This window comes from Pseudoalteromonas sp. A757, from assembly GCF_004103285.1.
Lineage (GTDB): Bacteria > Pseudomonadota > Gammaproteobacteria > Enterobacterales > Alteromonadaceae > Pseudoalteromonas > Pseudoalteromonas galatheae.
In genome coordinates this window covers 587,013-611,018 of sequence record NZ_QNQN01000074.1, presented here as the reverse complement: position 1 = coordinate 611,018, position 24,006 = coordinate 587,013, and the positions used below count along the sequence as shown (strand labels likewise).

Genomic DNA, 24,006 nt, shown 5'->3' with positions numbered 1-24,006 from the left:
CAAATATGACCTGTGTTGCGGGACAGTGGTCACTGTTAGTGGAATATCACACTGCGCAATTTGATACTGAATTAATGACCCAGTACGTGGCTAAGTTTGTCCATTTGCTATCGCAGGTTCAAGGCAGCACACCGATAGGGGCTCAAAATGAGTTGATACAAAGTAGTGATGATGTGTATCGATTGGTTGAGTTACCGCTACAGCACGAGAAATCGGTCAAGGCCGCGACGAGTTTCATTGAAACGTGGCAGCACAATGTGTCGCGTTGCAGTGCACGTACGGCACTGGTAACGGATGATGTGAGTCTCAGTTATGAGGCGCTAGATGCGCGTGTTAACCAGCTCGCTCACTACTTGATGAAGCAGCAGGTAACACCCAATAGTATCGTGGCAGTGGCATTACCACGCCGGGCGGAGCTGTTGATAGCACTTATGGCGGTGATGAAAGTAGGGGCGGCATTTTTACCACTTGATCTTACCTTTCCTGACGAGCGCATCGCGCATATTTTGCATGATGCCAAAGTGAGAGTTGTGCTGTGTGATGCCACTGGTGCGGAGTCTGCGTTATTCAATCATGGTGGTTTAAAGCGAGTCTGCATGGATAGCGATGCGGAAGAAATTGCCAAAAGTTCGACTCGCAGCCCAAGCTTGCTAATTCAAGCTCAGCAGCGAGCGTACGTGATTTATACCTCTGGCTCAACGGGCCAACCCAAAGGCGTTGAAGTCAATCACGGGGCATTTGCTAATTTGCTTGCATCTATGTGTCGCGAGCCGGGGCTGGTGGCAGATGACCGCTTATTGGCTATCACCACGGTGGCGTTTGATATTGCCTTGCTAGAATTGTTTGGACCGTTACTGGTTGGTGCGTCTGTGGTGCTGGCAAGTGATGAAAGTATTAGCGATCCTGCTGTGCTTGGCGCGCTTATCGAGCAGCAACAGGTAACTGTGATGCAGGCAACGCCAACGTTATGGCAATTACTGCTAAATGCGGCGCCAGCATGTACCTCTGGCATCAAAGTGTGGAGTGGCGGCGAGCCTTTACCTCAGGCACTGGCCGCGCAGTTACTTAGTCACAGCAAAGCGGTTTATAACTTATACGGGCCAACCGAAACCACGATTTGGTCGGCGGTGGCACATATCGACAATGCCGCAGAGGTAACCATTGGTAAAGCGATACAAAATACCAGCTTATTTGTGCTCCCAACCGAGTGTCATGGTGAAGGGTTGCCTTTACCCGATGGCGTATGGGGCGAGTTATACATTGGTGGCAGTGGCGTTGCTATGGGCTATTTACATCAAGCGGAGCTGACCCAGCAGCGCTTTATCAATCATCAATTTACAGCTTCCATTAGTCGCCGTTTATACAAAACGGGAGACAAAGCGAGACGGTTAGCTGATGGCCGCTTTGAAGTAAAAGGGCGCTTAGATAACCAAATTAAGCTTCATGGTCACCGCATAGAGCTTGGTGATATTAGCCATCATTTGGGGCGGATACTCAATAGCAGTGAAGTCGATGTTTGTGTGCAAACACTAGCAACAGGCTCTTGTCTATGTGGGTATATTGTTGATGATGGTGAGTTATCTACCGAGTGGTCTTCGCCTCGGCTGCGCCAAGTGCTTGGTGAGTGGTTACCAAGTTACATGGTGCCTGAGCATTTTGTTTGGTTAAGTCAATGGCCGATGACACCAAATGGTAAGCGCGACCGCAAAGCACTGCCAAAGCCAGTGGCAGAAAAAGCCTCAGAAATATGCACCTTGACTCCCCGCACTGAAACAGAAAAACAGCTGCACCAGCACTATATCTCGCTACTCCCTGTTGAGCAGTTGGGCGTCACAGCACGTTTTGTGGATAGCGGTGGCAATTCGGTGATTGGTATGCAGTTGGTATCGAGACTCAACCAAGCTTTCAATATTAAATTGACCATTGGCGACATCTTTGAGCATGCCTGTATTGCAGAGCTTGCCGAATGTATAGAAGCGCTGAAACAAGCCCATGATGCCATGGCGCTGGAAGCGCAAACTCCAAATGTAGAAAAAGTCAGTGATATTGTGAGCGATCGTGATTTGAGCGCTGCACTGAGTGATAAATCCATGACGGAGATGGACTTGTAATGATGGATAACTTTGCAATAAAACAGTGGTTAGATGAGCTTGATCGTCAACAGATTTATGTTTATTTACAGCAGGATAAATTAAAACTTAGAACACCGCTTGGGCAGGTGCCTGAGGGTATTCTGGATAAGATAAAGACGCACAAAACTACGCTTATCACCTACCTTCAGGGGCAACAAAAGCAATCTACCGCGCTATCTGCTGCGCAGCAAAGAATGTGGTTTATTGATAAGTATGAAGGAGGCACCGCGGCATACAATATGGCTGGGCTCGTTAAATTATCGCAGCCATTTTTAGTCACGGACATTGAACAAGCCTTGAACCGCGTGGTAGCTAAGCACGATATTTTAAGAGCAAGGTTTACCACGGTTGAAGGGAAGGTAGTGCAGCAAATTGAACCTGCTGAGGCGATGAAAATTGCTGTGATTACCGTGGATGAAGAAGCGCTACCCAATCAGCTACCAGAGTCGATTAAACAGGCTGTACGGTATCAGTTTGATCTTGCCAACGAATCGCTGCTGCAAGTGACGGCTTTAGTGAGTAACTCTCATACTGATTGCCGCTGGTTACTCGTTAACATGCATCATATTATTAGTGATGGCTGGAGCGTGACTGTATTTATCAACGCACTGCTGTATGAGCTAACAGAGATGTGTGTTGAGCTTCCCGATTTACAGTATGTTGACTATGTGCACTGGGAGCAGCAATTAAGACAATCCCCAGACTATCAACAGCAATTGGCCTATTGGACTGAGCAGTTAGAGGCATTTACACCGTTTGAATTACCCACCAGCTATCCAAGAAAAAAAGAAAAGCAGTACCAAGGTGGCACAGTTCGTTGTTCGTTTAACGCAGAACAAATACAACGATTAGATAAAGCTTGCCACAACGATGGCGTAACACATTTTACCGCCTTGCTGGGCGTGTTCTACATCTTGCTTTATCGTTACAGTGAGCTAGCCGATATTACCTTAGGGGTGCCGGTTGCAAATCGTCAGCAAAGCGAGTTTGAAACTATGCTTGGCTGCTTTATTAATACCTTGCCATTGCGAATGCAGATAAACGGTGAACACTCCATGAGTGAGGCGATTAAGGCACTACAAGGTCAAGTATTGCAAGGGCTTAGTAATCAAAATGCTGCCGTGGAAGACATCATTGAAGCGTTAGAGCTACCCAAATCCGCAGCGCATTCCGCCTTGTTCCAAGTGTTATTTAACTACAATGGTGTGGCGAGTAATAAGGTGTCGGTAAATAACCAATTAGAAGCCGAGTTAATTGCCCTAGATAATGACACTGCGAAATTTGACTTAACCCTATCTGTTGATGATACAGATGATGCCTTTGTGTGTGACTTTGTTTATGCAACAGGGCTTTATAAGCATGTGCTTATTCAGCAATTTGCCGATGATTATTTGGCACTCGTCCAGTGCTACTGTGCTAAAGAAACGCTGCCGATTGACGACTTGGTGCTCAAATCAACGAACGTACCGACAAAGGCGGCGGATATTAATCACAACATCAGCCAGCCGGCGCTGGTGCTACAAGCAATCAGAAATATAGCGCAAACTCAAGGTGATGCGATTGCAGTGGTTGTGCCAAGTACCAATGGCGAAGCATCACGCACCCTGACGTATCAGCAGTTGTATGCCCAAAGTTTGCAAATTGCCAACAACTTAGATGTTCCAGCGTCAATCATTGCGCTGATAACTACGGGTGATATGAGTGACATTGTCACTATGCTTGGCGTAATGCAAAGTGGTCGCGCGTATCTACCTATTGATGGCAATATGCCCACTGCCAGAGCGCTACAAATGCTAGCGCAAGCTAATTGTAATACGGTGGTGGTAAGTGTCGAAACGCCACTTTGCCAAGCGCTACGAGAAGCTGACATCTGGGTGCTTACATATAGTGAGCTGAGCCAAAACAAAGAAGCGCCGCAGCAAACTTATTCACCAAGTTTTGATGATAGCGCGTATGTGTTGTTTACTTCTGGTTCTACTGGTGTGCCCAAAGGGGTTGAGATCAGCCATGGCGCGCTGAGCCACTATTGCAGCAGCATCGCGGCGAGATTGAGTTACAACCAAGATACGCGAGCGGGCGTAGTCACAGGACTTGCCACGGATTTATGCTTAACGGCTGTGTATCCGGTGCTTACTCATGGCGGCACTGTGGTACTCACCCTTGCAAACCAAGCCCCAGAACCCGCTGAAATTGCAGCCAAGTTAGTGGCTGAGCAAGTTAACTTGATAAAATTAACCCCTTCTTTTGCCGCGGTGCTTTTGCCTCAGTTTGCTGAGCAAAAGCCCGCTATTTCGCAGTGGGTGTTAGGTGGAGAAGCATTGGGTGAGCAACTTGTTGATAGCATTCGTGCGCTGACGCCCACGGCGCGTATTTTCAACCATTATGGTCCGACGGAGGCTTGTGTTGGAGTGGTTTGTCATGAAGTCACAGACAGCAGACTAACCGGCCACAGTTATCCAATCGGTGCGCCGTTGGCACATGTTACTACCTGCGTACTCAACAAACAGGGGAAGCCAACACCCGCTGGCATGCCCGGTGAGCTCTATATTGGCGGGCCGAGCCTCGCCAAGGGGTATATAAATGCGCCTTCAGAGACCGCAGCTCAGTTTACAAGTAGCTTGCAACATAGTGCCCAATGCGCCCGTTTTTACCGCAGTGGTGATAGCGTTAGGCTGAATGCGAGCGGCGAGCTTGAATTTCTCGGTCGAATTGACAAACAAGCGAAAATTCGCGGTTACCGCGTTGACCTTAATGAAATAGAAGCTGCACTGGTAGCGCTTGATGAGGTATCGCAGGCTGCAGTCGTGGTGCGCAAGCTCGGCAAACAAGATGCCTTGGTTGCTTTTGTGGTAAGTGTTGATGGCAGCCAGTGCGCCGCAACCAATCTGCGCGAGGTGATCCGCCAAGGCTTGAAGCGTCGCTTGCCTGAGCCGATGATCCCAAGCTGGATAGAGCTTTGCCAGCACTTACCCACCTTGAGTAATGGCAAGATAGACCGCCAACAATTACAGTCTTTGGCATTAACTTCTCAAAGCCAAAGTAGTGAGGTGACAAGTGCGTTGCAGCGACAGTTAATCACACTCTATCAAACCTTAACAGGCGCACCAGAAGTGGGGCTGCACGATAGCTTTTTCAGCATCGGTGGTCACTCTTTATTGGCAATGCAATTACTCAATGAACTAAGAGCCCAGCTCTCGGTGGAGGTGAGCTTAAAGCAACTGTTTGCCAATCCTAGCGTATTTGAACTAAGCGAGATACAGGCTAACTCTCAGTCACAGTCCTCTTTACCAAGTCTACAACCTGCACCATCACAGCCTAGTTATCCTTTGTCATTTGCACAGCGGCGCTTATGGTTTGTTGACCAACTGCAAGGACACAGCAACCAATATAATCTACAGGGCATATTCCAATTACAAGGCAAGCTGAATGCTGAGGCCTTGGAGCAAGCCTTTATTGCTGTGGTTAGGCAACATCCAGTCTTGGCGTTTAATTACCATCAAAATGCGCAAGGAGAACCGCAGCAAAGCATTAACCTTGATGCTAGATTTACCCTGGTTAAGCACGACTGGACAGGTAAATCCGCTGAGCAACAAGCACATGCGTTAGAGCAGGCCATCGCAGAAGATTACGCAACTAGCTTCGATTTAAGTCGTGATTTAATGCTGCGCGCCATTCTTTATCAACAAGAGGGGATGCAGGCTACCCTTGTTATCACCTTACATCATATCGCAGCCGATGGTTGGTCTATTGCCTGTTTGAGTGAGGCTTTAGGACTGGCTTACAAAGCCGCGCTCAGCGGCAAAATCTTAGCATTGCAAGAGGTGCATTATGTTGATTATGTAATGTGGCAACAGCAGTTGGAGCAGAGTTCGCTATGGCAACAGGAGCTCGACTATTGGCGTAAGCAATTACAAGGTCTGCCCAAGGTGCATGAATTACCGCTTGATTACCGCAGAGAAGCAACAACCTCTGCGCGCGGCGCGTTAGTGATTGAGCCCATACCTGCAGCGCTGGTCAGTGCGCTTCGAGCGTATCAAACTCGTTCAGGGCAAACCTTATTCGTGTTACTACAAACGCTATTTTCCTTATGGTTAAGCCGCTTTTCTCAACAGCGCGACGTGGTTGTCGGGACGCCGGTATCAGGGCGTCACCTTAAAGCATTTGAAAGTATGATTGGTAACTTTATCAATACCTTAGTGCTTAGGAGCAAGTGGAGCGAAGACACCAGCTTTACTCAAGCGCTACAGCAAACCCAAGGCTTACTCAACGACGCGTTGCAACACCAACATATTCCCTTCGATGTGTTAGTGGATGAGCTAGACGTTGAACGCTCAAGCGCCCAGCATCCACTGCATCAAATCGTGTTTCGGGTAAATAACCAGGTAAATGAAAACCTTACACTAGAACAATTGGAAGTGACGCCGTGCCAAAGTAAAGTACGCGGTGCCAAATTAGATTTGGAAGTCGCAGTGATAGACGAGGGCGATGTACTCACCGTTGAATGGCTTTATGACAGCAATTTGTGGCACGAAGCGAGTGTGGTTAGTTTCCATCAGCAGTTTTGTTATGTGTTATCGCAGTGTCTTGCTGAGCCAAATATCCCGTTGTCAGCATTGTCATTGTGGCCCGCTGAGCAGCAGTTAGCGCTATTAAAACAGCAGCAAAGTGTTGCGGTAGAAGTGACAGAGCAACAGCCATGGGTGACTCAGTTTAGTCAGGTGGCTCTTCAGACCCCTCTACAGACTGCGGTGCGCATGGGAGAGTTCACTTGTAGTTATCTCACTTTAGAAAAATGCGCGAACCAACTTGCTAATAGCTTATTAGAAATGGCATTTGCCGAGCAAAGTCGCATTGCTATTTTACTGCCGTCTTCGAGTTACATGGTGGCCGCGGTGCTGGCAATATTAAAAGCGCGCCATACCTATGTGCCTATTCATCATGACACGCCAACCGATACCTTAGCCTACATCATGAATGATGCAGATATCGTATTGACGCTGGCGCTAAGTAAAGATGCCGAGCGTTTGATTGAAGCCAGTAGTGACTTTTTGTTGCTTGATGATTTGTTTGAAGCCGAGGGGAATTTTGCGTTTTACGATACCAGTTTGTTGGTAGATGAAGACGCTGCTGCATTTAAAGAGGCCGAGCTTGCCTATGTTATTTATACCTCAGGTTCAACTGGGCAGCCAAAAGGGGTGCCCATTAGTCATAGCAACCTCAATAATTATCTACGTTTTGCGTCTCAGCGTTACCTACCACAATCCGGCGATATAACCAAAGCAGTACTTAGTACACCGCTGGCGTTTGATGCGACGGTAACCGCCTTAGTGCCTATTTTAATGCGAGGCGGAGAGCTTGAGCTGCTCCCCACAGGCGCCGAATTGTTGCCTGCATTACATGAACAGATTTTTGCCGCGACGGAAGCTAAATTATTCAAGTTAACACCGGCTCACTTACGCGCGGTATTGGCATTAAGTGACGCACAAACTTATAGCAATATTGCTCACCGATTTGTGGTTGGCGGTGAAGGGCTGAGCGCAGCTTTGGTCAATAAGCTGATGGATAAGCTCCCTAATGCTCAGTGGATAAACGAATATGGCCCAACTGAGACAACAGTCGGCTGTAGTATCTATGCTGTAAGCCGTGAGTCGCGCCACTTGTTAGCGGGCCACGAAGAAGTGCCTATTGGCCATGCTATCGATAATATGACCCTTGCGGTAGTCGATGAGTTTGGTCAGCTGGCTTTACCTAATATGCCCGGAGAGCTTTGGCTTGCGGGAGAAGGGGTGTGTGAAGGTTATATTAATCTCGCGAGTGTGACGCAAGCACGCTTTGTTGATCAAGCGGTGCCTGCGTCTGGTACTTCAAGCATGCGTTGGTATCGCAGTGGCGACAAGGCAAAGTGGCAGGCGAATGCGCGCGCAGAGGCTGACTACCTTTGTTATTTGGGGCGGTTAGATGAGCAAGTCAAACTGCGCGGCTACCGTATTTCTCTTGTGGCAATCGCCCATCAAATCGACGCGTTGACGCAAGTAAAAAGCTGCGCTGTGAGTGTTGATGAAGCGCAAGAAAGCCTAGTGGCTCATGTGGTCTTACATGACGAGGCTAAGCTCACACTTGTGCAGTTGCGCCAAGCTTTATCGCAGTCGCTGCCTAGTTACATGTTACCTGCCGCGCTGGATGTCGTTGCTGATATTCCGCTGACTGCAAACGCAAAAGTAGACAAGCAAGCATTACAGTTAGCCTATCAGGCACAGGCGAAAAGCCAAGAGGCCGCTGAGATAATTGATGGGTCTAAGCTCACAGGTACACAGCGTTATTTACTTGAGTTATATCGTGAGCTACTGCCGAGTCAAGTAGAGAGTATTAACGACAGCTTCTTTGACTTAGGCGGGCATTCACTGCTTGCCATAAAAGTGATCAGCCGAGTGCGCAGTGAGCAGCAGCGAGATATCACCTTGCCACAACTCTTTGATGCGCCAAGTATTGCAGCGTTTGCTGAAGTGATAACCGCAAGTTCGATGATTGCGCACAGTAATACCATTGAGCCGGTATCAAGAGCCCAAGCGTTACCCCTTTCTTTTGCTCAGCAGCGTTTATGGTTAATCGACCAGTTACATGAGCAAAGTCTGCAATACCATATGCCAGCGAGCTATTGGTGTGAAGGTGCCTTAGATATTGACGCTTTAACGCAAGCGTTAAGCGCGATTGTTGCACGTCATGAAGTGCTCCGTACGGTCATCGTTCCTGCAAGTGGTGAGCACGGTGCTGTGCAGCAGGTTCGTGATCAAGTAGCCTGTCCTGTGGAATTAGTGGATTTGTCTGGGCTGAATAACGCAGAGCAACAGCTGCGTTGGCAAGCATTACAGCAGCAATCGCTCAGCAAGCCTTTTGATTTATGCCAAGACACTATGCTGCGCGTTATCTGTGTACAGTTTAGTCACAACCAATTTGGACTTTTGTTTAACATGCACCACATTGCCAGCGATGGTTGGTCAATGGCGCTGCTGGCGAAAGAATTTGTGGCGTTTTATCGGCACTTTAGTGAAACGCCAGCGTATCCCGTGCCAGAGCAATACGCTAAACCACTAGCGGTGCAGTATGCAGACTTTGCCTACTGGCAGCAAAAACAGCAAGATAGCTATCAGGCTGATCTTGCCTATTGGCAAACTCAGTTGCAGCAGTGTCCTGTTGTTCATGAATTACCGCTGGACTTTGAGCGACCACAAGTTCAGTCCCTTGATGGTGAGTGTATTCGCCATACCCTTACGACGTCGCAAGTTGAGGCGATAAAAGCGCATTGCCAAGCACAAGGGGTAACCTTGTATATGTGGCTGCAAAGTGCCTTTTCGCTGTTGATGCTTCGTCTTAGTCAAACGCAGGATATTGTCATTGGCTCGCCCATTGCCGGACGTGAGGTAAAAGAGTTAGAGGGATTACTGGGTTGCTTTGTGAATACCTTAGCTATTCGCACTCGCAAAGTGGGGTCGCCTTCATTTAACGATTGGCTAAGTGAGCAAAAGCAGGTGATTTTAGCGGCGTTTGCCCATCAGAGTTTACCCTTTGAACAACTTGTTGATGCCATTAATCCTCCGCGCAGCTTAGCGCATTCACCCGTGTTACAAATACTCTTTGCACTACAAAATAACGAACAAAGTGACTTCGAGCTACCTCATCTTAAAATCGAGCAACAGCTTGATCTTAAGCCTGCAATGAAGTTCGACTTAGAAGTCAATGCACAAGAATTTGGCAGTGAGATTGCAGTGCAGTGGAATTATGCCAAAGCCTTGTTTAAACACACTAGCGTGCAGGAGATGGTTGATGCTTTTGTAACCTTAATTGATGCTGCGCTCACAAGCCCTGAGCAAAGCGTAAATACCTTACCATTAGTCGATAGCAAAACACTCAGCGAGCTAACGTCTGCCACGCAAGCACAGCCGCAATCTCCTTGGTTTATCAGCGATAAAATACGAGACTTTGCTCAGCACCGGGCGCACCATAATGCTGTACGAGATATGACTGGCAAGCGGTTAAGTTTTGGCGAATTGGAGCTACAAAGTAACAAGCTAGCGCGTTACTTGATTGAGCAAGGCGTAACAGCAAAGTCGCAGGTAGCAATGAGCTTAGCGCCAAGCTGTGAGCAAGTTGTGGCACTGTTGGCAATCTTAAAAGTTGGGGCTATGTATGTGCCGCTTGACCCCAATGCACCGAGTCAGCGTCAGCACTATATATTGCGTGACAGTAAAGCGACTTGCCTTATCACCACCTCAGCGCTGCTTCCAAACAGCACAGTTCTCAGCTGCCGTGTGATGCTAATAGACATCGAGCAGGATTGGCAGAACATGCCTGTAGAGGCGCTTGCGCCATTAAGCGATATTGATGCGCCAGCTTATATGATTTATACCTCAGGCACCACGGGGCAACCCAAAGGCGTGATGATAAGCCATCGCAACTTGCACCTTTATCTTGAGCACGTGAGCCGCAGTTATGTCAAAAGCGATTTACATGAGAGTATTGTCAGCACACCTTTAGCATTTGATGCGACAGTAACGAGCTTATGGGGCGCGCTGGTTAATGGTCTTGGCGTTGTATTGTTAAGCGATGGCGGGCAGTTAATCACAGAGCTAAGTGAATGTTTAGCGCGCGATGAGGCGCTGCTGTTCAAGGTAACTCCAGCCCACTTGCAAGGCGTGCTGGCGCGATTACAACCGAGCAATGCTGCGCACCATATTGTGGTGGGGGGAGAAGCCCTATCTAGCAGCGTGGTAGCTCAAGTTGGGGCACTGGTGCCTCAGGCTCATTTTTACAATGAATATGGCCCAACAGAAGCAACGGTTGGGTGCTGTGTGTATCGCTGTAGCGGCCAAGATGCGGTTGCGCTTGCACAGCAATCACAGCGCTTTGTGCCAATTGGTAACGCCATTCAAGGCACTGATTTGGTGGTATTGGATCAGCATCAACAGCCTGTGCCTATGGGCATGCCCGGTGAGCTATACATCGCAGGCGATAATGTGGCTCAGGCGTATTTTGGGTTGCCTGAACTCAGCGCCAGTAGATTTGTGTCATTGTCTTTGAACAATGACTCACAGCGTTATTATCAGACGGGCGACCAAGTGCGCTGGCTGCTAGATGAAGAGGGTTGCCCTTGCATGCTGCAATTTATTGGTCGTCGAGACAATCAAATTAAGCTGCGTGGTTATCGCATTGAGCTTGATGAGATCGCAGCCCAGCTTGAGCAACTAGATGCAGTGCAACAAGCACATGTGTTACTCAACGAAAGTAAAGATAACTTACTGGCCTGTATGGTGCTAACTACGCCATCGCACAGTGATGCCATCTGTGAGCTTGAACAAGCGCTACACACTCAGGTTTTAACCTCGTTAGCAGAGGTCCTGCCAAGTTATATGTTGCCTTACAAACTGTATGCTCTAGCCGCTATGCCGCTTACCAATAACGGCAAAGTAGACGCAGGAGCACTTGCACAACTGGTGCAGTCGCAACAGACGCAAGCGCTTACAGCACCTTTAGCTCCCATGACTGAACTACAAACGCTACTGGCAGAAGTTTTTGCTCAAGTGCTCAATACCCAAGTTCGAGATATTAACAGTAACTTTTTTGAATTAGGGGGGCACTCTTTATCAGCAAGCCAAGCGGTTGCCTTAATTGAACAGGCGCTTGAGGTGCCCATCACCTTGAAAATATTGTTCGAGCGGCCAAGCGTAAGCGCACTTGCAACTTGGTGTGAGATCCATCGTGCAGCCAAAGCGGCGGACGTAAACGGTCAGTCTGAGGAGATGTTTTTGTGATGAATGAACAGCAAAGACAGATAGAGGCATTGATCGCAGAAGCATTAGCAGCTGGCGTGACCTTGTATGAAAAAAACGGTGGCTTGGCATTTAAGCAAACCGCTGGATTTCCTCCACAGTTAAAACAGCAAGTAGTTGAATATAAATCAGAGATCATTGCTTACTTTCAGCAGCAAAGCCGTGATATGGCGAAATCTTCACCGCATATTATCGCGCAGCCAAATGCGGGGAAGGACTTACCGCTGAGCTTTGCACAAGAGGGACTTTGGTTTATAGAGCAGTTGCAAGGCAGCAAACAGTATTATATGCCCGCCGAGTTTTTGTTACGCGGCGAGCTTAGTATTCCCGCAATGCGTAGCGCTGTGCAAGATGTGGTGCTACGCCACGACATACTGCGCGCTAGGTTTGTAAAAAATGAACAAGATGGCCAACCCCAGCTGCAAATAACGGATGATATTAGTGCGCCGTTCGAGTGGCTTGATGCCAGTGTAGCAGCTGAGGAGACAAGGCAAGCCTACATTGCTTCGCGCATCGCAGCACATCAAAACAAGCCTTTTGACTTGGCTCATGATTGTTTGCTTCGCGTGCTGGTGGTGAGTGATGGCGATGAACATCACCTTGCATTTAATATGCATCATATTGTCTCTGATGGGGCTTCAATGGCGCTACTTGCACAAGAGATAGAAGCTGGCTATCGCAAACACATAGGCGCACCTTATACGCCGCTTGTAACTATGCAGGTGCAATATAGTGATTTTAGCCAGTGGCAGCGAGCACAGCTAACGCCAGAGCGCATCGAAGCACCACTGGCGCAACTAAAACAGCAATTTAGCGAATTAGCGCCGTTGCAGTCATTGCCTTGTGATTTTGTTCGTCCTGCGATTCAGTCATTAACAGGGAAAGTATATCGCCAAGCGCTTGATACGTCGTTATTTGCGGCGATTTCGACACAAGCGAAGTCGCTCCAACTGACCCCCTTTATGTGGCTGCTCAATACCTTTATGTTGTTTATCGCAAGGCTTATGCAATCGCAGCAGGTAGTTGTTGGCACGCCAGAGCTTGGCCGTCATCACCCTGAATTAACGCCGTTAATTGGCTTGTTCGTTAATACCCTCGTGATGCAAGCAAAGCTCGAAAGTGATATGCCATTTAGCCAATGGTTGCAGCAACAAAAAGCCCTCAACCTAGCGGCGTTTGAATATCGCGATATTCCTTTTGATAAAGTGGTTGAAGCGATTGGCGCTCCAAGAGATTTAAGTCACCACCCGCTAGTACAAATATTATTTACACTGGAAACCCGTAATGAGCGCGCTTTTACACTTCCGGGGTTATCGGTTCAAGAAGTGCAAAAAAAGCAGGCGGACAGCACTCCAGTAAAGTGCGACTTAGAACTCAATGCGGTGATTGATGAGCAGGCACTTTATTTACATTGGAAGTTTGATGGTCATCTTTACACTGAAGAGACCATCAAACATTGGGCGGATTGCTTTTATACGCTGCTTCAGGCGTGTGTTACAGCGCCTCATACCGCCGTTGGTGAACTTGCGTTACTGAGTCAAAAACAGCAGCAAGCTTTAATAACGGGTGCGCAATGCCATGGGGCAACTTGGCCTAAGCAAGACACTATCACCAGCTTATTCACGCGCTATGTCGAGCGCTTTGCCACACATACCGCCGTGCAAGATAGCACGACTGTGCTGAGTTATCGTGAGCTCAATACCCGAGTCGATGCGCTGGCGATAATGCTGTTACAGAAAGGGGTCACGCCACGAACCATGTTGGTGGTGAGTGTATCACGTAGCATTGAGATGATAGTGACCTTGCTGGCAGTGCTTAGAGTGGGTGCCGCCTACGTGCCAGTAGATCCCGACTACCCGCAAGAACGCATTGAATATATTTTGGAAGACGTGCAAAGCCCATGGCTGCTTTGTGATAACGCCACGCAGGCACAGTTTAGTCAGCTCTCATACCAGCTAATTAATGTGTCACAGGCAGAACGTCAGGTCAGCCGCGAAGCTCTCAAGCAGCTTGATGCTATTCAGATTGAGCCGCAAGATTTGGCTTATATTATCTATACCTCTGGCACTACAGGGCGACCAAAAGGCGTACAAATTGAGCACCGTCATGTGGTGCGGTTACTCCATGTTGAGCCCAACTTATTCGATTTTAATGAGCAAGATGTTTGGACCTTGTTTCATTCCTTCTGCTTTGATTTCTCTGTGTGGGAAATGTATGGCGCGTTACTCTTTGGTGGTCGTCTTGTGGTTGTGGATAAAGCCACTGCGCAAGACACCCAAGCTTTTGCTCAGCTGTTGGTTGATGCCCAGGTTACGGTCTTAAATCAAACACCAAGTGCGTTTTACGCGCTACAAGCCACGCTACTCAATGACAGTCACTTGGCGAGTGAATGTGCAGTGCGGTACGTAATTTTTGGTGGTGAAGCGCTACAGCCGAGTAAGCTACAACCTTGGGCACAGCAGTTACCAAATTGCCAGTTAATCAATATGTATGGCATTACTGAAACCACGGTACATGTTACGTTTAAAGCGCTGGAGCCTGCGGATCTGACGCTCGGCACCAGTAATATAGGTCGTGCTATTCCGACCACCAGCTGCTATGTACTTGATGACAAGCAAAGGCTCTTGCCGCAAGGTGCCGTGGGCGAGTTGTACGTAGGGGGCGAGGGGGTTTGTCGGGGGTATTGGCAACGTGACGAATTAAACGCAACTCGCTTTATTCAAAACCCATTTAGTGCAGCACCTGATCAGCGGCTATATCGCTCGGGCGATCTCGTGCGGCTAATGGCCAGCGGTGAGCTGAGCTACGTTGGCCGAATTGACGACCAAGTAAAGGTTCGGGGTTATCGTATTGAATTAGGCGAAATTGAAAACCAGTTGCGCCATCATCCCGAAGTGGCTGAGGTCACTGTGCTGTTAAATCGGCAAGACCCAGAAAATGTCTGGATTTGCGCCTTTGTGGTGTTACACAAACAGGTCGAGTTCGACGACATCACTTTAGTCATGCAGCAGTTTTTAAAACAAAATTTACCCGACCATATGTTGCCTGCCAAAGTGCAAGCGGTGGCAGCCATGCCACTGACCAGCAATGGCAAAGTAGATAAAAAAGCACTATTGCAGCAACTTGATACAAGCGTTAACGAAAACACTTATGAAGCACCGATTGGCGAGCTTGAAACCCAACTTGCAAGCTATTTTTCCGAGATACTGCAGCGCGAGTCAGTTGGTCGCTATGACGACTTTTTTAGACTCGGCGGACACTCGCTACTTGCTGCAAAACTGGCAAATCATATTCGCAAAACGCTGCAAATTGAGTTACCGCTGCAAGCGATTTTTACGCACCCTACAGTACAAGGTTTAGCGGCTGCACTTGAAAAGCAAGACACGCAGCTAAGTACTATTGCTGTGGTGGATAAAACCAATGGTGTAGCGTTGTCTTTTGCTCAGCAGCGTTTATGGACATTAGATCAAATGCAGCAGGGCAGCCAGCAATATCAAATTCAAGCGTTATTGGCGTTTTCAGGAAAGCTTGATCTGAGCGCATTCGAGCAAAGTTGGCAAAAGGTGCTGTCACGGCATCAGGTTTTGCACTCGGCTATTACCAACACCAACGGTCAGCCTAAACAGTACCTTGTGGCTTTGCCTGAGCATTTTGTTACGCTTATTGACGTCTCCACACAATCGCCGCTGTGGCAAAACTTGCTTTGGCAGCGTGCGGTACGAGACGACCAAGCGCAGGGTTTTGATCTTAGTAAAGATCTAATGATCCGTGCAACTCTGGTTCGATTCTCATCAGGCTATCATCGTCTTATCGTCAATATGCACCATATTGCTAGTGATGCTCAGTCTATTGAAGTATTAATGCGAGAGCTCACACAGTTTTATGCCCATTACACCCAAGGCTGTGAACTTGCCCATGACTTGATTGCGCCACCTGAGGTGCAATACGCGGATTATGCCCATTGGCATCGAGCACAGTGCCAAGGCGCGCAGCAAAGTGCAGACATGGCATTTTGGTCTGCGCACCTTGATGGTGCGCCGCCACTACATCAATTACCGCTCGATACGCCGCGTGGGCAGGCCGTGAACAATAGCGCGCAAGCATTTACTGAGCAGCTAAGCGTTGAAACATGGCAACGGCTACAACAGTTTTGTCAGCGTTTGGGAATAACCCCGTTTATTTGGTTGCATAGCGCGTATGCGGTGATGCTTGCTAAGTTTAGCCAAGTGGATGATATTGTGATTGGTGCGCCATTTTCAGGGCGGCATCACCCACAAGTGGAGCAGTTGATTGGCTTTTTCGTCAATGCCTTGCCAATTCGCGTGAAGGTCGATTGGCAGCAGAGTTTCAGCCAACTACTCGATATACAAAAAGAGCAGATTGAGCAAGTACATCAACATCAATCACTCCCCTTTGAGCAGCTCATTGACCATCTTGGTGTTAGCCGAGAGCTAAGTCACCAAAGTGTTTTCCAGTTGAGTTTTGCGTTTAATCCCGAGCCACAGCACACACCAGAGTTTGTGGGGCTCAGCACGGAAGTTTTAGCGTCGGAAAACGCGCGTGCCAAGTTTGATCTAGAGCTCAGCGCAACAGTAAATGGGCAAGGGTTGAGATTGCACTGGCTATACAACAGTGGATTATTTGAAAGAGAAAGCGTAGCTAGCATTGCAGAGTGTTTTAATGCCGTGATAGTGCAATTACTCGCGCAACCTGAGTGCCCGCTTGCGGATATAAAACTTTGCAAGGAGCAGCCGCTAGAGAATCATGCGATTTCAGGCAAATCAGCGCCGGAACATTTCGAGCAGTCAGTGCTTGAGCAAATTGAGCGACATATGGCAGAGCCTGCACAAGCTGAGCGGCTCGCAGTAATTGACACAAACTCAAATCAAACCTTGAGTTATGGTGAGCTTAATGAAAGAGCCAAGGCATTGGCGGCGCTGTTATTAAGCGAAGGGCTGCAACCAGAGCAGTCTGTGCTTGTTGCGATGACGGGTAGCGCAGATCTCATTGTGGCGATGTTGGCTGTGTTAAAAGCGGGTGGATGTTATGTACCTGTTGACCCTCATTACCCTCAAGCGCGAGTCAATTACATCGCTAAAGACAGCAGCGCTGCGCTGGTTTTAACAAAGTGTGAGTTTGCCGCTCGCTTTGAGGTAGCAGAGTTAGATGATAACGACATTGAGGCTGAATATCGCTCCCCACATGTTATGTGTGTTGATAACGCCAACGTGCAAGCGCGCCTTGCGACAATATCACTACCTCAGCAGTTTCCAAAAGTTAAAGCGGAGCAGCTGGCCTATGTGATTTATACCTCAGGCACAACAGGTAATCCTAAAGGCGTGATGATAGCCCATCAAGGGTTGGCGAATTTATGTGGTTGGCATCAGCGAGCCTTTGCGGTGGATGATCATAGCGTAGCGAGTCAAACCGCCAACCCGGCCTTTGACGCGGCAACATGGGAAATTTGGCCTTATTTATGTGCTGGCGCGAGCCTCGTGTGTGTGACAAAAGCGGTGCTACAGTCACCGGCCGAATTAACAGCCTGTTTCAATACACACCAAGTCACGCATAGTTTTATTGCAACGCCAATCGCTCAAGCGCTGCTCACTGAGTCTTTGTTTAATCCACAAAGCTTGCGTTATTTATTGGTTGGCGGCGATAAACTTGGTGCACTGCAAGCAAAAGAGTACGGATTTACCCTAGTCAATAACTATGGACCCACCGAAGCCTCGGTGGTCGCGACTTCAGGTGTGGTTGAGTTTGACGGAAAGGTGCCAGATATCGGCTTGCCCGTCGACAATAGCCAGCTATTTATTTTAGACCCACAGCTGCGAGCTGTGCCACCGGGGATGATTGGGGAGTTATATATAACCGGAGCGGGACTTGCTAGAGGGTATTTACATCAACCACAGCTTAGTGCTGAGCGTTTTATTGAGCTACAAGTCTCTCCCTCGCACACGGTGCGAGCCTATAAAACGGGAGATTTGGTTCGCCTGCTTAGCAGCGGCCGTATCGCCTATATGGGTCGTAACGATGGACAAGTAAAACTGCGAGGGTATCGTATTGAACTGGCCGAAATTGAACAGCAAATTGGGCTGCTATCGAGCGTACAAGAATGTGCGGTTCAGATAACCACAAGCGCGTCAGGGCAGCCACAGTTGCAGGCATTTGTGGTAACAACAACTGAGCCTCAAGTGCTTCAAGCCCAGCTAAAGGAAAGACTACCAAGTTATATGGTGCCAGAGCATTTTGTCATGCTCGCAAGGCTACCTTTGACACCGCATGGCAAGGTTGACCATCGTGCCTTGGCAACACTTGGTAAAACTCAACAGATTATCACGGTAACCGAGCAGAGCGCGGTCACACCACAGGCTAACAGCGTCGTAGCTCAGTTACTGGCGATTTATCGGCAGGTATTAAATACGCCATCCATGACCGCTGAAGACGACTATTTTGCTTTAGGCGGCGACTCTATTTTGAGTATTCAAATCGCCAGTAAAGCCAAAGCACTCAAGTTACCAGTGAGTGCTACCGACGTGTTTACTTACCCCAGTGTTTCGTCGCTTGCTGCAAGACTTGTCCAGCAAGATATTCTGGTGCCGATAGGTAAAGAAAGGCAGCCATTGGTTGGTCAACTCGATAAATTACCAATTCAGCATTGGTTTTTTGCTCAGCAATTTGCCAAACCCAGTCACTGGGATCAAAGCGTGTTGGTGAGTGTAGATAAATTCGTTACACCAGTGCAGCTTATGGAAGTTGTAAAATATCTGTTCACCCAGCATGACGCGCTACGTTTGGTGGTTGCGGATGAAAATACCCTATTTGTACGTGATGGTATTGATATTCAAAAGGTATTTACGGCGCATACGCTTGAGCGTGACGCATGGCAAGCTGAGCTGAGCGAGTTCAGTGAACAAGTGCAGCAAGGTTTTGCGTTTACTGGCACACCACTGTTTAAAGCGGTGTTATTTGTTACGCCTGACGGCGAAGCCAACAATCGCTTGCTGTTTAGCGCACATCACTTGCTAGTGGATGGTGTCTCTTGGCGTGTGTTACTTGAAGATGTGAGCCAGCTATTACAGCAGCAAACAAACAATGTACCGCTGGAGCTTCCAGCCACAAGTGCAAACTTAGCAGAACTTGCAGACTTTTATCGTGAACTTGCATCTAATGAGCGTGATTTGCGTAAATGGCAGAAGGTGGCTGCGCTGGCTGAAAGCTCACACTTATTGGGCCTAAAAGATACAAGCGCGACTCCAACCATAGCCAAAGCTCGCCACACGTTATCAGCATCGCACACCCGTGCATTATTGGGATCTGCCAACACCAGTTATGGTACGACGGCGCAAGCACTGCTGCTCAGTGCACTTGCCTGGTGTGCGCAAAAGTGTGGTGCAGGCAGTGAAGTGATCATGCTAGAAGGGCATGGTCGCGAGTTGCTGACCGAGGCACTGGATAGCAGCCGAACCATTGGCTGGTTAACGGCGCTCTATCCAATGCCGTTATTTAGTAATGGCAGCCGCTTGCATGATGTGATTTGTAGTATCAAGGCAAAGCTTGAAAGGAGCGCTAAAGTCGCCAGTAGTTATGGTGCAGCGCGGTATTTACACCCAGAGCCAAACGTTCGCTCATCGCTTGAGATTGATACCCGAGACTTACTGTTTTTCAACTATTTAGGCCAGCTAGATACAGTTATTGAGCAGCAAGGTTTGCTGGGAGATGCTAGTGAGTCGACAGGCACTTTGGTTGCAGAGTCAAATCTCAGTTACTTTGGAGCGCAGCTAACAGCGGCGGTCGTGGATGGTAAACTGGCGTTAACGTTAGAGTTTGACAGCCAGCGCTTGGCATCTGAAGCAGCGGAACGATTAAGTAAAGAGATACTCGAAAGTCTAATTCAGGTCATCGAGCATTGCCAATCCCAGCCTCAACGTCATTACACAGTCAGTGACTTTGCACTTCTCAGCGGCATTTCTGAACGGCAGTTACAGCGCATACTTGGGCAATTTGACGAGGAAGTTGAGGATATTTACCCTCTAACTGGTTTGCAACAAGGCATGTGGTTCCACAGTCAAACGGCACGTGAGACGCACACTCAAAGCACGCTACCTTACGTCGAGCAAACCAGCTTATTGCTACAAGGTTGTGTGGATATTGAGGCGTTGAGTTACGCTTGGCAGCAATTGATTAAGCAGCACAGCATATTACGCTCGGCATTTATAGACGTTGCTGGCGAGCCGCTGCAAGTGGTCTGTAAACATGCCGATGTACCTCTGACGCTGGTGCACAGTGATGCTATTGCAGAAGAACAATCGTACATGGTGAATTCACAGGCCGCGGTGGAGCTTGCCGAGCCGCTTAGGCTTTCACAAGCGCCTTGTATGCGATTGAGGTTAATTGCTTTTGAGGATGGCAATGTTGGGGTGGTTTGGACTTATCATCATCTCATCATGGATGGCTGGTCATTACCGATATTATTTGCTGAATTAGTGGCATTTTATCAAGCTCGTTGCCAAGGTGAGTTACGCCCCATTGTGGTAGATAATTTCCGCGATCATATCGAATATTTGCATACGCATGTTGACCGCGACGAAGCGTTTTGGCGGGAGTATTTGGGTGGAGTTACCACGCCCACATTACTCAGCGAAAAGGTACTTCACACTGAAAATCGCACTGAAAATAAAGCGGCTGGTGTTAAAGAAATTAGTGTGACTTTACCGCAATCGCTGCAAGATGCCGTGACTCGCTTTACGAGCGAGCAAGGACTTACCGTCAATCAGTTTATCCAAGGGCTCTGGGCGTATTGGGTGGCAAATTGCTGCAACGAACCGTATGCCTTATTTGGTCAAACCATCGCGGGCAGACCTACAGCGCTTAGTAGAATGGCGCAGCGCGTTGGCTTGTATATCAATACGCAAGCGGTCCATGTAACGATAGATCAAAATGCGCGTGTGAAAGATTACCTGCAAGCAGTGAAGTCGCAGCTTACGGCATTAACGCAGCACCCGCATACACCACTGACACAAGTTCATCAATGGTCGGGTATTGAAAACGACAGTCCATTGTTTGATTGCTTGTATGTTTTTGAAAATTATCCGCAAGATCCGTTACAAAATAGCGCTGCGCTGCCATTTATCGCAACAACCTTAAGTGAAGTTGACGAAACACACTATCCATTGACCTTTGTGGTCGGCGTAGGGGCGGGTTTATCGCTCACGTTGAGCTATCAGCAGCAATGCTTTGATGAAGTGTTTATCGAGCAAAGCCTTGCGGCGATGCAGCAGCTGATGTTAGCTGCGACACAACAGCCTGAGCAAACACTCGGAAAATTGTCTTGGCAGCCTCAACACGCGCAGTACAGCAAGGCATTACCTCTGCCTACTTTTTCACTGACGCAAGCGGCGAAATATCAAACGCCAAATTTACCTATTCAGCATTTATTTGCTCAAGTTGCTGCTGAATTTCCTGAGCATATTGCTATTCGTGAATATAGTACCGCCTCTGGGGAGGCTCGCTGTTATCAATATTCACAGCTGGATAAAGACGCCAATCAGCTCGCCCATTACCTTGCATCACGATTAGAGCTAAGTACAGCCCCCGTTATTATTGGCCTGTGTCTAGAGGCGGATTACCAGCTTATTGTGGCTATGCTTGCGGTGCTTAAATTGGGTGCGGCTTATCTACCAATTGCACCAACACTACCCGAGTCTCGACGTCGTTTGCTGTTGCAAAATGCCAATGCAGCCATGCTGATTACTAAAACAGAATATTGGCAGGGTAGCTCGGAGCTGGTGGTGCCTCAAGTCGATTTAGATAGTATTCAGGGCGCTTTGGCCGAGCAGCCTAGTCGTTGCTTTACTGCGCCATGCCAGATTGACGACCTCTGTTATGTAATTTACACCTCGGGCACCACGGGCATGCCAAAAGGGGTGATGGTGGAGCATGCCAGTGTCGTTAATTATGTGCAGGCATTAGCCTCGCAATATGCGATTACACCCAGCGACAATTATCTGCAATTTGCTAGCATGAGCTTTGATGTGTTTGCCGAAGAAGTTTTTTGTACTTTACTTCGTGGTGCAACCTTGGTGATGGCACCGACAGACGACATATTGGATCCCAACAAGCTGGCACAATTAAGCCAAGATGCCGAGTTAACACTGATGAGTTTACCAACGGCGTATTGGCATCAACTTGCAGCGACTTCAGTCACCTTGCCAAGCTCGCTGAGGATCATCACCATAGGAGGCGAGCAAATGCAGATTGCCGCGCTCACCGAATGGCAGCAGCGCTACGGCGACCGTATTCGAATTATGAATGCCTATGGCCCGACCGAAGCGACTATTTCGGCAACGCTTAATGATGTCACGCACTTCAGCGGTGCACGCGTGCCAATCGGTCAGCCCGTCGAGGGTTTGTCTTTATATTTACTTGATGAACAGCTCCGAGCGGTGGTCACCGGTGTGGAAGGCGATTTATACATTGCGGGTATTGGCCTTGCCAGAGGTTACCTCAATGACGAAGAAAAGACGCAGCAGGCCTTTATTATTGAGCCAAATAGCGGCCAGCGACTTTATAAAACTGGCGATCGCGCTTGCTGCTTAGCCTCAAATGAATTGCTGTATCTAGGCCGTGGTGATGACCAAGTTAAAGTGCGCGGTTACCGCATCGAATTGGGTGAGATTGAACGGCAACTTCAGCTGCTAGACGAGGTTGCTGCTTGTGCTGTGGTGGTGCGTGAAGATAGCAGTAACAACGCGCAATTGGTGGCATTTGTGCAGCCAGCGCAGCATACGGAAGTGAGTGATGCAGCTCTGCGAGCGCAGTTACGCGCAGTACTACCCGCTTACATGGTCCCTGAGTTGTTCCAATCAATTAGCCAGCTTCCGCTGACAACGAACGGCAAAGTCGATCGCAAACAGCTCATTGCGCTGGCCAGATCATACACTTCGCCTCAATCCTTGCGGCAAGAGGCTAAGCAGGAAAGGCTCACACCACTACAAACTCAATTAGCGCAGCAGTTTTCCTGTCGTTTGCAAGTGGATGGCGTGTGCCTTGACGATAACTTCTTTAATTTAGGTGGTCATTCGCTATTAGCGATGCGTTTAGTGGGTGATATTAATCAGCACCTACAACTCAATTTGCCGCTGTCGGCACTGTTTGAGCATCCAACCGTGCGTAGGCTCAGTCAGTATGTTCAAGCATTGAGAGATGGTCTTAGCGAACGCGATGGCAAACCCCAATCGCTTGAAACCTTAGTGTGTTTGCAAGAGGGGGAGCTTGGTTTTACACCAGTGGTGTTGATTGCGGGTGCGGGAGGTTGGCTTATGGCATTTCATGCGTTAGTGAATGGGCTTGATAGCCGTATACCCGTTTATGGCTTGCAGCCAGAGGCGCTCGCCGAGGAACCGGAGACGCTAACTTCTATTGGCCGCACCGCAGAGTATTACTTGAATGTGTTAGCAGGCGCTGAACTTGGTGAACAAGTACATTTGGTCGGACATTCTTTTGGTAGCTTTATTGCCTATCAACTTGCCACTTTACTTGAGCAACAAAGTCGAATTGGCTGCTCGGTAACTGTGATTGATACGCCTGTACCAAGCAGCCCAGCGCTTAACTTGGATGAAGCACAAATCGCACAAATGATGCTGGATAATCTAATAGCGTTTTTTCGCCTTAATGTCTCTGATGCTGAAATCAATGCCTATAAGCAAGGTGATGCTTCAGCACGCATTGCTTATCTCAATCGTTGGATACACCAAGCTGGATTTAATTTTAGTGATGCGCATCTACGCCACTTTCAGCAAGTTTTTAGTGCCCAACTGCGAGCAAACATTGAGATGCCGTCTATGCTTAGCGACACCCCAATCTGCGTTGTAAAAACACAGCAAACACAAGAATTTGAAGGCCGTCCTGTGAATAAAGACATGGGATGGAAACCATTTAGTCACTCTCTCTCTTGTTATGAAGTCAAAGGAGATCATTTGTCCTGCCTGCAAGCCGAGCAAGTGGGGCAGTTGGTTAACATAATTGAGCGCAACTATGTGTTGCACTAG

General features: G+C 48.4%; 3 protein-coding genes (1 of these 3 cut by a window edge). All 3 read left to right on the top strand.

The window, feature by feature from the left end; genetic code table 11:
* Tightly spaced (each overlapping or abutting the next), the 3 genes in view from DRB05_RS22170 to DRB05_RS22160 form a layout consistent with a single transcriptional unit that may run on beyond the window.
* Positions 1-2,111 carry the final stretch of a non-ribosomal peptide synthetase/type I polyketide synthase gene (locus tag DRB05_RS22170; RefSeq protein WP_128728843.1) on the top strand. Its footprint begins 7,816 nt before the window's first position, so the window shows 2,111 of its 9,927 coding nt (coding positions 7,817-9,927); its start codon lies off the left edge, out of view; its stop codon occupies positions 2,109-2,111.
* Positions 2,111-11,938: a non-ribosomal peptide synthetase gene (locus tag DRB05_RS22165; RefSeq protein ID WP_128728842.1), complete on the top strand. Its 9,828-nt coding sequence runs from the start codon at positions 2,111-2,113 to the stop codon at positions 11,936-11,938. The genes DRB05_RS22170 and DRB05_RS22165 overlap by 1 nt, the downstream gene beginning before the upstream one ends.
* A complete protein-coding gene (locus DRB05_RS22160; RefSeq protein ID WP_128728841.1) occupies positions 11,938-24,006 on the top strand; it encodes a non-ribosomal peptide synthetase in 12,069 nt (4,022 codons plus the stop codon). The genes DRB05_RS22165 and DRB05_RS22160 overlap by 1 nt, the downstream gene beginning before the upstream one ends.